Below are 13,408 nucleotides of genomic sequence, written 5' to 3' on the forward strand. Positions count from 1 at the left end.
CAAGGAGACCCCCATGCCCCACCCCCCGATCCGCATCCCCGGCACCACCCCGTTCGACGGCGAACAGGCCCGCAAGGGCTACGCCCTCAACAAGATGTGTTTTTCCTTCAACGACGCGGCCAACCGCGCCGCCTTCCTGGCCGACGAGGAAGGCTACATGCGCCGCTACGGCCTGAGCGACGAACAGGCCGCCGCCATCCGTTCGCGCCAGGTGCTGCAGCTCATCGCCGCCGGCGGCAACGCCTACTACCTGGCCAAGTTCGCCGGCATCTTCAAACTCGACATGCAGGACATCGGCGCCCAGCAGACCGGCATGAGCAAAGAAGCCTTCCAGGCCAAGCTGCGCGACGCGGCATTCCAGTAAAGGACACCCCACCATGGCACAACTCATCGGCGGTCTCGCCACCTCGCACATCCCGGCCATCGGCAACGCCATCGCCAAGGGCCTGCAGCAGGAACCCTACTGGAAACCCTTCTTCGACGGCTACCCGCCGGTGCGCGACTGGCTGGGCGAGCAGCGCCCCGACGTGGTGGTGGTGTTCTACAACGACCACGGCCTGAACTTCTTCCTCGACAAGATGCCGACCTTCGCGGTCGGCGCGGCGGCCGAATACCGCAACGCCGACGAAGGCTGGGGCATCCCGACCACGGCGCCCATCGCCGGCGAGCTCGACCTGTCCTGGCACCTGATCAACACCCTTGTGGACAAAGCATTCGACATCACCACCTGCCAGGAGATGCTGGTCGACCACGCCTGCACCCTGCCCCTCAAGCTGTTCTGGCCCGGCGACTGTCCGGTCACCATCGTGCCGGTGGCCATCAACACGGTGCAGTTCCCGCTGCCCTCAGCCAAACGTGTGTTCGCGCTGGGCGAGGCGGTGGGCGAGGCCATCCGCAGCTGGGACAGCCCCAAGAAGGTGGCGGTGATCGCGTCGGGTGGCCTGTCGCACCAGCTCGACGGCGAACGCGCCGGCTTCATCAACAAGGCCTTCGACCTGCAGTTCATGGACAGCCTGGTGAGCAACCCGCAGTGGGCGACGCGCTTCTCGGTGCTGGAGCTGGTGGAGAAGACCGGCACGCAGGGGGTGGAGCTGCTGATGTGGCTGGCCATGCGCGCGGCCCTGGGCACGGCCGGCGGACACGCGGTGCGCGAGGTGCACCGCAACTACCACATCCCCATCTCCAACACCGCCACCGGCTTGATGGCGCTGGCGTGTGAATAAAGCCCCAACGCGGTAGGCAATCCGTGTCTTACCCGGGGACACCGCCGGGCCGGCTCTGCCGGACGGCCGGTGTCGCCCCCTTGAGGGGGGATTCGAGCTACACGAAGTGAGCGAGAAACGGGGGTGGGCTACCTGTAACTGGAGAGGTGGATGCTGGTCTCTGTGCTGCGTATGCCGCTGATCAGGCGGATGCGCTCCAGCACCTGGGACAGCTCGCCCATGCTGCGCACCTCAAGCTCGGCCAGCAGGTCCCAGCGGCCATTGGTGTCGTGCAAGGCCGACACGCCGGGCTCACCCAGCAGGCTGGCGATCACCTGGCGCGTCTGGTTGCCCTCCACCAGCACCCCCATCCACGCGCGTATGCGCTCGGGCTCGGCCTCGGGCCGCAGGCGCACCGTGTAGCCCACGATGACCTGATCGTCCTCCAGCCGGCGCATGCGGTTGGTCACGGTGCCGCGCGACACCCCCAGCTTGTGCGCCAGGTCGGCCACGCTCCAGCGGGCGTTCTGGCGCAACAGCGCGATCAGGGCTTGGTCTGTGCTGTCCATTTCGCCATTTTGGCAATGAACTCTACCGTTTTGCTATTTTTTTACCAAAAAGAAGGCTTAACTGGCGATTTACTTTGACATGGCCGAGCGAGAGACTCTGTCCACCGACCGAAAGCCTCTCATGAACGCCTCCCACCACACCACCCGCCCGGCCACCCGCCCCGCCACCGACACCACCTACCTCAGCGCCCCCGCCGTGGCCGAACTGGTGCGCCGCAAGGGCCTGGCCCAGAGCCTGCGTGGCATCGCAGACAACATCCACGCCGACTTTCTGCGCTGGCCCGCCTTCGACAAATCGGCCCGCGTGGCCAACCACTCGCGTGACGGCGTGATCGAGCTCATGCCCATCGCCGACGACCGGCTCTACAGCTTCAAGTACGTCAACGGCCATCCCAGGAACACCCGCATCGGCCTGTCCACCGTGATGGCCTTTGGCGTCCTGGCCGATGTGGACACCGGCGCCCCGCTGCTGCTGAGCGAACTGACCCTGACCACCGCGCTGCGCACGGCCGCCATGTCGGCCCTGGCCGCGCGCACCCTGGCCCGGCCCGGCAGCCGCGTGATGGCCCTGATCGGCAACGGCGCGCAGAGCGAATTCCAGGCCCTGGCCTTCCAGCACCTGGTCGGCATCACCACCCTGCGGCTGTTCGACGTGGACCCGCGCGCCAGCGCCAAACTGGTGGCCAACCTGGCCGGCAGCGGCCTGGACGTGAGCGTGTGTGGCAGCACGGCCGAAGCGGTGCGGGGCGCCGACATCGTCACCACCGTCACGGCCGACAAGACCAACGCCACCATCATCACCCCCGACATGGTCGAGCCCGGCATGCACTTCAACGCCGTGGGCGGCGACTGCCCGGGCAAGACCGAGCTGCACGCCGACGTGCTGCGGCAGGCCCAGGTGTTTGTGGAGTACACGCCGCAAACCCGCGTGGAAGGCGACATCCAGCAGCTGCCGGCCGACTTCGCCGTGACCGAGCTCTGGCAGGTGCTGGCCGGTCAGCGGTCCGGTCGCGCCTCGGACCATGCGGTGACCGTGTTCGACTCGGTGGGCTTTGCGCTGGAGGACTTCTCGGCCCTGCGCTTCGTGCGCGACACCGCGGCCGAACTGGGCCTGGGCGACACGCTGCAGCTCATCCCCGAACTGGCCGACCCCAAGAACCTGTTTGCGTCACTGCGTCAGCCGGCGGTGCCGCGCGCCGTCGTCACGGCGCCCGCCCACGCCTGAGGCAGCGCCTCAGGGCCCAGCGCACGGATCAGCCGCGTCTCCTGCGCGGTGATCAGGTGGCTAGAGGCGGCCAGGTAGGCCGGGAAGTCCGGGTGGGTGTCACGCGCGTGGCAACGCCGCTCGTAGTCGGCCAGGCTCTCGTAGGCCCACAGGTGCACAAACTGGTTCTGCGGCCCGACCAGGCTGGTGTAGAAGCCCAGCGGGTGGCCCAGTGTCTGCATCAGCACCGGCATGGCCAGGCGGTTGAAGACCTCGATGAACTCGGGCATCTTGCGCAGCGCGATGGTGTAGCAGCGGTGGTCGATCAGGGGCAGGTCGGTGGCGTTCATGGCCGTCCTCTCGGTGCGTTCAGTGGGCCGCGACCAGGTCCGCGATGTGGTTGCCGGTCACAAAACCAAAAGTCATGTTCGGTCCGTGGGTGATGCCCGCGCCCGGGTAGTTTCCGCCCATGATGCTGGCGCGGTCGTTGCCCACGGCGTACAGGCCGGCGATGGCCGAGCCATCGCGCCGCAGCACCTCGCCCACCACGCTGGTCTGTATGCCGTCGAAGGTGCCGAGGTCGCCCATGATCACCTTGACGGCGTAGAACGGCCCGTTGGCCACCGGCGCCACGCAGGGATTGGGCTGGTGGGCCGGATCGGCCAGGTAACGGTTGAAGCTGGTGCGGCCGCGGCCAAAGGCCGGGTCTTCGCCTTTGACCGCGCCGACGTTGTAGTCGCGCACGGTCTGCTCCAGGCCGGCCGGATCGATGCCCGCGTTCTTCGCGAGTTCGGCCAGTGTGCGGCCCTGGATCAGGTAGCCATTGCGCAGGAACTTGCCAATGGGCATGGGCGCGGGTTTCACGAAACCGATGCCGTACTTGGCCAGCGTGGTCTTGTCGCACACCAGCCACATGGCCGTCTCGGCCCGGCCTTCGCAGGCGCGCACCAGGGCGGCGCCCACGTCGTGGTAGGAGTTGGACTCGTTGGTGAACCGCCGGCCGTTGGCCAGCACGCCGATGATGCCGGGCTTGTAGCGGTCCAGCAGGTGCGGAAACACGCCGACCTCGCCGCGGCCGTAGTCCACGCGGGACACCGGCATCCAGGCGGCGGCGTCCTTGAAACGGATGTCCACCACACCGCCCAGCTGCTCCGCCATGTTGACACCGTCGCCGGTGTTGCTGGTCGGGGTGGGTGACAGGTGCTGGTGGCCGCGCTGGACGTGGGGGTAGGCCTGGGCCAGGCGCTTGGCGTCGTGCGGAAACCCACCACAGGCCAGCACCACGCCGTGGCGCGCGCGCAGCGTGCCCGACGCGCTGCGCACGCCGCTCACGCGGTCGCCCTCGAGCGCCAGGCCCTGGGCCGGCGTGCTGGTGAGGATGGGGATGCCCAGGTCCAGCGCCGACTGGGCCAGCCGCGCGGCCAGCGCGTTGCCGCTGGTGACGTTGATGCCACGGCGGTAGACCAGCAGTTCCTTGATGTGGGTCGCCAGGCGCCGGGCCACGTAGAGGAAGGAAGTCAGCGACTTGGTGGCCTGGAAGAAGTGCTTGAGATCGGCGTTCGACGAGTTGAACATCATGCCGATGAAGGTGATGGTCTTGAGAGGCGGCTTCAGGCGCGGCATGTCGGCCCCCAGCCCCCGGATGTCGTAGGGCGCGGCCAGGATGGAACGGCCAAGGTCCACGCCCCCGGGCGCGTCGGGGTGGTAGTCGGGGTAGAGCGTGGGCACGAAGCGCATCGCGGTCTCGCGCTCGAAGAACTCGACCATCCTGGGCCCGTTGTCCAGAAAGGCGTCCACCGCCGCTTCGTCATAGAAAACGCCGGTTTCTTCCATCATGTAGCGGCGCACCGCCTCGCGCGTGTCGGCCGGGTTCTGCTGGCGGCCATGCGGGCCCAGCGGAATCCACAACACACCGCCCGACAGCGCGGTGGTGCCACCGAACACCGGTTCTTTTTCCAGCACCACCACGTCCAGCCCGCGCTTCTTGGCGGTGATGGCGGTGGCCAGCCCGGCGGCGCCGGAGCCCACCACGATGAGGTCGTATTCGGTCTTCATGTCGGTCTCCTCAAAATCTTGGGCCGCGGTGGCGGCACGTGGAGGTCAGGGTCCGCCGCCGTGCCGCCCCAAGGCGAGGCCCGCGCCCCCACGGGGGGCAGCGACCCGCGCAGCGGCGGAGCGTGGGGGCCTTCATTGGTTGAAACCCGGGCGGGGCACCATGTCCATCAACATGGAGGACATGCCACCGTCGACCGCGATCTCCGCGCCATTGACGTAGGCCGCGCGCGGGCTGGCCAGGAACAGGGCCACGTCGGCAATGTCCTGCGGTTCGCCCACGCGGCGGCTGGCGGTGACGGCCGCGCGCTTGGCTTCGAAGCCGGGTTCCTCGTAGAACTTCGCGGACAGCGCGGTGCGGATCATGCCGGGGCAGATCACGTTGCTGCGCACGCCCTGTGGCCCCCATTCGGCCGCCATCTGGCGCGACAGCAGCAGCACGCCCGATTTGCCGGCGCTGTAGGCGCCACTGTGGCTTTGCGGAAAGTGCGCCGCGATGGACGCGACGTGGACCACCGCGCCACGCGTGGCGCGCAGCTGGGACAGAAAGGCCCGCGCGCACAATAGGTAGCCGGTCAGGTTGACGGCCAGCACCTGGTTCCAGTCGGCCAGGCTCACCTGCTCCAGCGAGCCCGGGCGCAGCACCCCGGCGTTGTTGACCAGGGCCGCACAGTCACCCAGTTCGGCCTGGACAGTTCGGGCCGCGTTCAAGGTCTGCGCCTCGTCGGACAGGTCGCAGGCCACGGCCAGGGCGGTGTGGCCACCGGCGCGCAGTGCCTCGGCCACGCGCCGGCAGCCTTCGGCATCGCGGTCGAGCAGCGCCACCCGGGCACCGGCATCGGCCAAACCGCGTGCGATCGCAGCACCTATGCCGCTGGCGGCACCGGTGACGGCGCAGACCTGGCCGCGCAGCTGCAGCCAGTGGGGGGTCTCACTCATGGGTGTGTCTCCTGTGTTCGAATGCCTGGCATTGTTCGCCGCGGGGCGCGCGTCGGCTTTGACGATTGCAGCCAAGGAGCGGACAATTCGTGCAAGGAGGCAACACACCCATGGCGTATTCCAGGGCCATACCGAACTACGCGCTGTACGGCGACCAGGCCCCACCGGCCTGGGCCAGCCTGTTCAACTTCGAGTGGATTCCGCAGCGCTCGGCGCCCTACCAGTGGACCATCCAGCCGCACCGGCACGATGCCTTCGTGCAACTGCTCTACCTCACCGCGGGCTCGGCCGAGGTCCAGATCGACGACGCCGTGCACCGTGCGCTGGCGCCTTGCCTGGTGCTGATCCCGGCCGGCCACGTGCACGGCTTTCATTTCGCCAGCGACGTCGATGGCCCGGTGGTGACGGCGACACAAAAGACGCTGGAATCGCTGGCCTCGGTGGTGATGCCCGAGCTGCTGCCCACGCTGCGGCGTCCGCGCGTGGTGGGCTTGCAGGACGAGATGCGCTACGTGGACCAGCTCATGCCGCTGTTCCTCGCGCTGGAGCGCGAATCGCGCACCCCCGCCAGCGGCCAGGTGGCGGCCAGCATGTCCTTGCTGATGGCGCTGATGGTGCAGATCGACCGGCTGTGCCAGATGTCGGACGTGCAAGCGCCGCAGGCGGGCCAGCCGTCCTCGCGCAAGGCGCGCCAGATCGAACGTTTCCGCGGCCTGGTCGACCAGCACTTCCGCGTCCAGCGTTCGGTGCCCTTCTACGCCGGGGCGCTGAGCATCACCGCCGGCCAGCTCACCCGCCTGTGCCGCGAGTGCCTGGGCCTGTCCAGCCTGGACGTCATCAATGCCCGCATCCTGCACGAGGCCCAGCGCGAGCTGGTCTACACCCACCTGCCGGTCAAGCAGCTCGCGGCCGACCTCGGCTTCGAGGACGACGCTTACTTCAGCCGCTTCTTCCGCAAGCACACCGGCCTCAGCCCCAAGGCCTTCCGGGCCCGGGCGCTGGAGCAGATCCACGAGACACCGGCGGAGTTCTAGCCGGCACGCTGCTCGGCGAGCGCGCGGTAGTGCCGCAGCGTGGCCGCCAGGCCCTGCGCCAGCGGCGTCTTCTGCCGGCCCGGCAGCAGGGCGTCCAGGCCGTCCTCGGTGATGCCGGCGGCGATCGTCAGCGGGCGGCCTTCGGCGCGCAGTTGCGCGGTCGGTGCCAGGCGGCGGATCTCGGCCATCACCTCGTCCATGGAGGCGGTCTCGCCCACCATGTTGTAGACCGGCGCGCCCGACACCGGCGTCTGCAGGGCCGACACGAAGGCCTGCGCCACGTCATAGACGTAGACCAGGCCACAGGCGCCGGTCATGGCGATGGTGAAAGACTCGCCACGCGCCGCCGCGCGGCAGGCCAGGCTCGGGCCGGCGCTCGCGCCGCTCTCGCGGCCCGGACCGTAGACCACGAAGGGCCGGAAGCCGACGCTGGCGATGCCGTGCTCGCGCCAATAGGCCTGGGCCGCGCCCTCCACCGCCAGCTTGAACGCGCCGTAGTGGGTGGCCGGCGCCGGGCGCGTGGCATCGTCCGGGCCGAACACGCCGGCCGAACTGGCGTAAACGATCTGCCGGATGCCCAGCGCGATCGCCGCGTCGAAGACGTGCAGCGAACCGATGAGGTTGACCTCGGCGCCACGCACCGGCCGCGCACTGCAGTCGGGCGTCAGCACACCGGCCAGGTGGATCACGCCGTCGCAGCCCGACATCGCCTGCCGCACGTCCTCGGCCCGGCTGATGTCGCCCACCCGCCAGTCGAGCGCGTGCGCCGCCGCCCCGTTGATCGAGACCACGGTGTCGCGCCGGTCGTGGACGTCGAACACCCGCACGCCCATGCCTTGCGCCAGCAGCCGGCGCACGATCCACGCGCCGAGGAAGCCGCTGCCGCCGGTGACCAACACCTGGTTCAGGCGCCGCATCCTGTCTCCCGCCGGGTCCGCCGGTGTTTTCACATCTTGCACAGCGGCGACGGCGCCGGGATCACCGAGGGCGCGAAGGTCTGCTCGACCACCGGGCGCAGGGCGCCGTCCACCATCTTGGCGCGGGCCACGTAGTTGGGCAGCATGAGCTGGTTGTCAGCCGCGCGCATGGTGACGTTGCCGTACACCGTGTCGATCTGGGCGCCGCGCAGCGCCTTGCTCACGTCCTCGGGCCGGGCGCTCTTGGCCAGCTTGACGCCCTCGAAGATCACCTGCGCGCCGTTGTAGCCCTGGCCTTCCGTGTCGGTGGGCAGGCGGTTGAACTTGGCCTTCCAGGCGGCGACGAAGGCCTTGTTGCGCGGGTTGTCCAGGCTGGCGGCGTAGGGGGTGTTGCCGGGCGTGCCATCCAGCGCCTTGCCGGTGGCGGCCATGATGAAGTCGAGGATGAGCGCGTGGCCGATCAGCTTGGTCTTGGGCATGAGACCGAACTCCTCGGCCTGCTTGACGAAGGCGATGGCGTCGCGGCCGGTCTCGGCCACCCACACGGCGTCCACGTTGGCGGCCTTGAGCTGCGCGATGTAGGGCGAGAAGTCCTTGGTGCCCAGCGGCACGTACAGCGACAGCGGCACCTTCTTGCCCTGCGCCTCGACTGCCTTCTTGAAGGACTCGCCCGAGTCACGGCCCCACACGTAGTCGGCGCCCAGCACGGCGAAGTTGTTTTCCTTCAACCCCTTGGCCCACTCGTTGACCATGGCGATGTCCATGGCGTCGGAGTGCACGGTGCGGAAGCTGCGCGGCTTGCAGGTGTCGCCGGTGAGCTTGTCGGACTTGCTGGCAACCGCGAAGTAAGCGGCGTCCCAGCGGTCCAGGTTCTGGGCGATGGCCAGCGAGATGGACGACGGGATGGCGCCGATCAGCAGGTTGTAGCCGTCGCGCGCCAGCTTCTCGGCGACGCGGCGGCCGGCGTCGGGCGTGCCCTCGTCGTCAGCCTCGGCCACGTCCACCTTGCGGCCGTCGATGCCGCCCTTGGCATTGGCCTCCTCGATCGCGAAACGGATCGCGCGCATCACTTCCTCGCCTTGCTGCGAGAACACGCCCGACTTGGACGACACCAGGCCGATCTTGACCGGCTCCTTGCCCTGGGCCAGCGCGGCCAGGGGCAGTGCGGCCACCGCGAGGGCAGCGGCCAGGGATGCGTGCAGGGATTTCATTTTGAACATGCTTGTCTCCAGAGGAAAAGTGCCTTCAGCGGCGGGGTTGAAAAAAGAAAGCGGGCAGGGCCGGGCCAACACGCCACCCCGAGGGGCGGCGTGCAAGGCGGCGCGTGGGACGCCCGGTGGGTCAGACCATCACGTGGGACTCCAGGTCGTGCAGGCCCTCGCGCGAATTCACCACGCGGCCTTCGGCGATCACCGAGCCCTTGGCCATGGCCAGGTAGCGGTGCGCCACGCGCACCACCAGGCTCATGTTCTGTTCGATCAGCAGCAGCGCCGTGCCCTGGTCGGCCACCTGCTTGAAGATGGTCGCGAGCTGGTCGACGATGACCGGCGCCAGGCCTTCGGTGGGCTCGTCGAGCAGGATCAGGCTGGGGTTGGCCATGAGCGCGCGGCCCACGGCCAGCATCTGCTGCTGCCCGCCCGACAGGGCCGTGCCAGGCGTGTGGGCACGCTCCTGCAGGATGGGGAAGAGCCTGTAGACCTCGGCCACGTTCCAGGGGCCCTTGCGGCCGACGGCGGCGCCCAGCTGCAGGTTCTCCTCCACCGTGAGGTTGGCGACGATGCGCCGCCCCTGGGGCACCACCACCACGCCGTTCTGCGCGGCCATGTAGGGGCGGGGCTGGGGCAGCTCCTTCTCGCCCAGGCGCACCTGGCCCGACTTGAGCTGGGCCAGGCCCAGGATGGTGTTGACCACCGTGGTCTTGCCGACGCCGTTGCGGCCGATCAGCGCCACGCGCTCGCCCGCGTGCACATGCAGGCTCAGGCCGTGCAGGATGTGGGCGGAGCCGTAGTAGGCGTGGACGTTCTTGAGTTCGAGCAGGTGGCTCATGCGGCACTCCCGAGATAGGCTTCGCGCACACGCGCATCGGCGCGCACTTCGGCGGGGGTGCCGCCGGCGATCACGCGCCCGAGTTCAAACACGGTGACCACGTCGGAGATGCCGAACACCACGTCCATGTCGTGTTCGACCAGCAGCACCGACACGTCCCAGCGCGAGGTCAGCGCCTTCAGGTGCTGCGCCAGGTCCAGCGATTCCTTGACGGACAGACCGGCCATGGGCTCGTCCAGCAGCAGCACGCTGGGCCGCCCCACCAGGGCCAGCGCCAGGTCCAGACGGCGCTGCTCGCCGTAGCCCAGGTCCTCGGCCGTCACGTCGGCCATGCGGTGCAGGTCCAGCTCACGCAGCACGGCATCGGCGTCGGCCGCGGAATCGGCCACGCCCATCTTGTGCGAGGCCAGCTCGACCTGCTTGCGCACCGGCATCTGGCCAAAGATGCTGGTGCGCTGGAAGCTGCGCGACAGGCCGCGCCGGCGGCGCTCGACGACACCGAAGGCGCTCACGTCCTCGCCCATCAGCGAGACCTTGCCGCGCGTGAGCCGGCGCCGGCCGGTGATGGCGTCGATGACGGTGGACTTGCCGGCGCCGTTGGGGCCGATGAGGCCGCGGATCTGACCTTTCTCCAGCGTGATGGCCACGCCGTCCAGCGCCTTGACGCCGCCGTAGTGGATGGCCACGTCCTCGGCCTGCAATACATATCGGGGGGTGGTTTTCATGGGTGTCTCCTCAGTGCGCGGCGGCGGGCTTGGCCGCGCCGGCCTTGGATGTGCCACCGCTCAGCAGGCGCCCCAGCGCACCGGCGATGCCGGTGGGCGAGAACACGATGACGGTGATCAGCGCGACGCCAAAAATGCTCATCCAGTGGGTCGCGTGGTCGCCCAGCAGGTCCTTGAACAGGAAATAGACCACGGCGCCCAGGGCCGGCCCCCACAGGGCCTTGAAGCCGCCCACCACCACCATCATCAGCGTCATGCCGGACAGGCTCCAGTGCAGGCTCTCGGGCGAGACGAAACCGGTGTTGAGCGCCGACAACACGCCGGCCACGCCGGTGACCAGGGCCGACAGGGCATAGACGGCCGCACGCGGCAGCACGGTGGAGATGCCAATGAAGCGGGCCCGCTCCTCGTTGTCGCGGACCGCCTCGGTGATGCCGCCGAAGCGGCTGCGCAGCAGGAGCGCGAGCAGCAGCAGGACCAACACCAGCGCGCTCCAGCAGACGACGAACAGCACGGCCGGCTTGAGCAGGGTGGCCTGCGGGATGCCGAACAGCGTGGACGGCCAGTCGATGTTCATGCCGTCGGCGCCGCCGGTGAGGCCACGTGCCCGCGAGGCCGACAGGAAGGCCATCTGCCCCACCGCCAGCGTGAGCATGCCAAAGGCCACGCCGGGCACACGCACGATGACCAGACCGATGACGAAGGCCGCCACGGTGAGCCCCAGCAAGGTGGCCACGATGGCCAGCTCGGCCGGCATGAGGCGCAGCTGCATGAGGATGCCGACCGCGTAGCCGGCGCCGCCGAAGAACAGCGCGTGGCCGAAGCTGATCATGCCGTTCTGGCGCAGCAGCAGGCCCACGCCGCTGGCGAACAGCGCGTAGATGGTGGCCTGCGTGAGCAGGCTCAGCACGGTGCCGGAGCCGACCAGGTTGGCCACGGCGGCGCCCACGGCGAGGGCGATGAGGGTCGTCAGACCCAGGCGGGAAAGGTTCATGGCAAGGACTCCCGTTGGGGGTTCAGGTACGGCTGCCCGCGATGCCCGCGGGTTTCCAGATCAGGATGGCCACCATCAGCACGAAGGGCAGCAGGACGGCGGCGTCGGGCAGGTAGACCGCGCCCAGCGCCTGCACCATGCCCAGCACCATGGCGGCGATGAAGGCGCCGGCCAGCGAGCCAAGCCCGCCGATGACCACGACCACGAAGGAGTCGATGATCACGTCGGCGCTCATGGACGGCGACAGCGACAGGAAGGGTGCCGCCACCACGCCCGCCAGGCCGGCCAACGCGGTGCCCAGGCCGACCACGCCGGCGCTCAGCGCGTCGGTGTGCACGCCCTGCATGGCGGTGGTGGTGGGGTCGGTGCTGGCGGCGCGCACGAACAGCCCGATCTTGGAGTGGCGCAGCCACAGGCTCAGGCCCAGCGCCACGCCGGCACCGACGACGATGACGCCCAGGCGGTAGGCCGGCACCGGCGTGCCGAACAGGTCGAGCGAAAAGTTCAGCGCCTCGGGCGTGGGCACCGACAGGTTGCTCTTGCCCCAGAGGGTCTGCACGGCGTCCTCGATCACCAGCAGCAGGCCGAAGGTGACCAGCACCACGGTCAGGGGATCGCGGTCCTGCAGCAGGCGAAAGCCGTAGCGGTCCAGCAGCACGCCCAGCAGCGCCATGATGGCCGGCGCGGCCACCAGCGCGACCCAGAAGTTGCTCTGCGCGGCGATGCTGTAGCCGAGATAGGCGCCCAGCATGTAGAGCGAGCCGTGGGCGAAGTTCACCACCCGCCGCAGGCCGTAGATGAGGGCCAGGCCCGAGCACATCACGATCAGCAATGCGCCGTAGACCAGGCCGTTGAACAGGTTGATCGTCAACATCGGTTTGTCTCCTTGAAAATCAGTGGGGCGCCAGCGCCCCTTCGGGTGCGCCCAGCGCCGACCAGCCCCCATCGGCCGACACGGTGGCGCCGGTGATGTAGCTGGCCGCGGGCGAGGCAAGAAAGGCAATCACTTCGGCGATCTCGGCCGGCTCGGCCATGCGGCCCAGCGGCGTGCGCCGGCGGATCGCATCGGCGTCGACCGCGCCCTGGCGGGCCAGCGTGGCGATCAGGTCGGTGGCCACGTAACCGGGCGCCACCGCGTTGACGCGAATGCCCTCGCGCGCCCACTCCATGGCCAGGGCCCGCGTCATGCCCAGCACCCCGGCCTTGGCCGCGCTGTAGGCGTTGCGCGCGGGGATGCCGCCCAGCGCGGCGATGGAGCCCAGGTTGACGATGGCGCCACGGTTGCCACGCGTGTCGCGGGCCTGTTCACGCATGTGGGCCAGCACCGCCTGGCTCATGAGGAAGCTGCCACGCAGGTGGACCGCCAGCACGCGGTCGAAGGCGTCGATGTCCTGCGCCAGCGTGGGCACGGCCTGGTCGCCCACGCCGGCGTTGTTCACCAGCGCGTCGATGCGGCCCAGCCGTGCCATGGCGCCGGCCACGGCGGCTGACACGCTGGCCGCGTCGCTCACATCGGCCTGCAGCCCGAGGTGCCCGTCACCGAGTTCGGCGGCCCGCCGCGACGCGCCATCGGCGCGCAGGTCCAGCAGCGCCACGCGCCAGCCCTGTCCGGCCATGTGTCGCGCCGTGGCCCAGCCGATGCCGTCGGCCGCGCCGGTGATCAGCACGGTGTGTTGGGGTGCGTGTCCCATGGTTTGTCTCCAGTCTTTTTGCGGCCACCCGTGTG

Annotated in this window: 15 protein-coding genes; 4 read left to right on the top strand and 11 right to left on the bottom strand. The window is 69.3% G+C overall.

What is annotated here, in order from left to right:
- Window positions 1-13: 13 nt before the first annotated feature.
- Window positions 14-364 (top strand): protocatechuate 4,5-dioxygenase subunit alpha, encoded by a 351-nt coding sequence (locus AAHB17_RS16585; protein WP_342131749.1) that lies wholly within the window; start codon window positions 14-16, stop codon window positions 362-364.
- 13 nt (window positions 365-377) lie between these two features.
- Window positions 378-1,223, top strand: a complete 846-nt coding sequence (locus AAHB17_RS16590; protein ID WP_342131750.1) for a class III extradiol dioxygenase family protein — start codon at window positions 378-380, stop codon at window positions 1,221-1,223.
- 128 nt (window positions 1,224-1,351) lie between these two features.
- Here the strand turns inward: AAHB17_RS16590 and AAHB17_RS16595 are convergent, their stop codons facing one another.
- A complete protein-coding gene (locus AAHB17_RS16595) occupies window positions 1,352-1,771 on the bottom strand; it encodes an Lrp/AsnC family transcriptional regulator (protein ID WP_342131751.1) in 420 nt (139 codons plus the stop codon).
- A gap of 121 nt (window positions 1,772-1,892) precedes the next feature.
- Between AAHB17_RS16595 and AAHB17_RS16600 the strand changes: the two genes are divergently transcribed.
- Window positions 1,893-2,996: an ornithine cyclodeaminase gene (locus AAHB17_RS16600; protein ID WP_342131752.1), complete on the top strand. Its 1,104-nt coding sequence runs from the start codon at window positions 1,893-1,895 to the stop codon at window positions 2,994-2,996.
- On the opposite strand, the gene AAHB17_RS16605 is transcribed toward AAHB17_RS16600, so the two are convergent.
- The 3 genes from AAHB17_RS16605 to AAHB17_RS16615 form a co-directional block, all read right to left on the bottom strand.
- A complete protein-coding gene (locus AAHB17_RS16605; protein WP_342131753.1) occupies window positions 2,948-3,325 on the bottom strand; it encodes an NIPSNAP family protein in 378 nt (125 codons plus the stop codon). The genes AAHB17_RS16600 and AAHB17_RS16605 overlap by 49 nt on opposite strands.
- Window positions 3,326-3,344: 19 nt before the next feature.
- On the bottom strand, window positions 3,345-5,030 hold the full coding sequence (locus AAHB17_RS16610) for an FAD-dependent oxidoreductase (RefSeq protein ID WP_446719612.1): 1,686 nt from the start codon (window positions 5,028-5,030) through the stop codon (window positions 3,345-3,347).
- Window positions 5,031-5,162: 132 nt separating this feature from the next.
- Window positions 5,163-5,966 (bottom strand): SDR family NAD(P)-dependent oxidoreductase, encoded by an 804-nt coding sequence (locus AAHB17_RS16615; RefSeq protein ID WP_342131754.1) that lies wholly within the window; start codon window positions 5,964-5,966, stop codon window positions 5,163-5,165.
- A 110-nt stretch (window positions 5,967-6,076) separates the two neighbouring features.
- Between AAHB17_RS16615 and AAHB17_RS16620 the strand changes: the two genes are divergently transcribed.
- Window positions 6,077-7,000, top strand: coding sequence for a helix-turn-helix domain-containing protein (locus tag AAHB17_RS16620; protein ID WP_342131755.1), 924 nt, complete (start codon window positions 6,077-6,079; stop codon window positions 6,998-7,000).
- Here AAHB17_RS16620 and AAHB17_RS16625 read toward each other — a convergent pair.
- The 7 genes from AAHB17_RS16625 to AAHB17_RS16655 all read right to left on the bottom strand — a co-directional run bounded on the left by AAHB17_RS16625 (window position 6,997) and on the right by AAHB17_RS16655 (window position 13,373).
- Complete coding sequence (locus tag AAHB17_RS16625) at window positions 6,997-7,917, bottom strand: NAD-dependent epimerase/dehydratase family protein (RefSeq protein WP_342131756.1); 921 nt, start codon at window positions 7,915-7,917, stop codon at window positions 6,997-6,999. The genes AAHB17_RS16620 and AAHB17_RS16625 overlap by 4 nt on opposite strands.
- Window positions 7,918-7,946: 29 nt before the next feature.
- Entirely contained in the window at window positions 7,947-9,137 is a 1,191-nt protein-coding gene (locus tag AAHB17_RS16630; RefSeq protein WP_342131757.1) for an ABC transporter substrate-binding protein, read from the bottom strand.
- 121 nt (window positions 9,138-9,258) lie between these two features.
- Entirely contained in the window at window positions 9,259-9,963 is a 705-nt protein-coding gene (locus tag AAHB17_RS16635; protein WP_342131758.1) for an ABC transporter ATP-binding protein, read from the bottom strand.
- The gene (locus AAHB17_RS16640; RefSeq protein WP_342131759.1) at window positions 9,960-10,688 is read right to left on the bottom strand and encodes an ABC transporter ATP-binding protein; all 729 of its coding nucleotides are present in this window, start codon (window positions 10,686-10,688) and stop codon (window positions 9,960-9,962) included. The genes AAHB17_RS16635 and AAHB17_RS16640 overlap by 4 nt, the downstream gene beginning before the upstream one ends.
- Before the next feature lie 10 nt (window positions 10,689-10,698).
- Window positions 10,699-11,682, bottom strand: coding sequence for a branched-chain amino acid ABC transporter permease (locus tag AAHB17_RS16645; protein WP_342131760.1), 984 nt, complete (start codon window positions 11,680-11,682; stop codon window positions 10,699-10,701).
- Between the two features lie 22 nt (window positions 11,683-11,704).
- Window positions 11,705-12,556 (bottom strand): branched-chain amino acid ABC transporter permease, encoded by an 852-nt coding sequence (locus AAHB17_RS16650; protein WP_342131761.1) that lies wholly within the window; start codon window positions 12,554-12,556, stop codon window positions 11,705-11,707.
- 19 nt (window positions 12,557-12,575) lie between these two features.
- Window positions 12,576-13,373 (bottom strand): SDR family NAD(P)-dependent oxidoreductase, encoded by a 798-nt coding sequence (locus tag AAHB17_RS16655; protein WP_342131762.1) that lies wholly within the window; start codon window positions 13,371-13,373, stop codon window positions 12,576-12,578.
- Window positions 13,374-13,408: the final 35 nt, after the last annotated feature.

Origin of the sequence: Hydrogenophaga sp. OTU3427 (assembly GCF_038440225.1) — a bacterium.
Taxonomy (GTDB): Bacteria; Pseudomonadota; Gammaproteobacteria; order Burkholderiales; family Burkholderiaceae_C; genus Hydrogenophaga.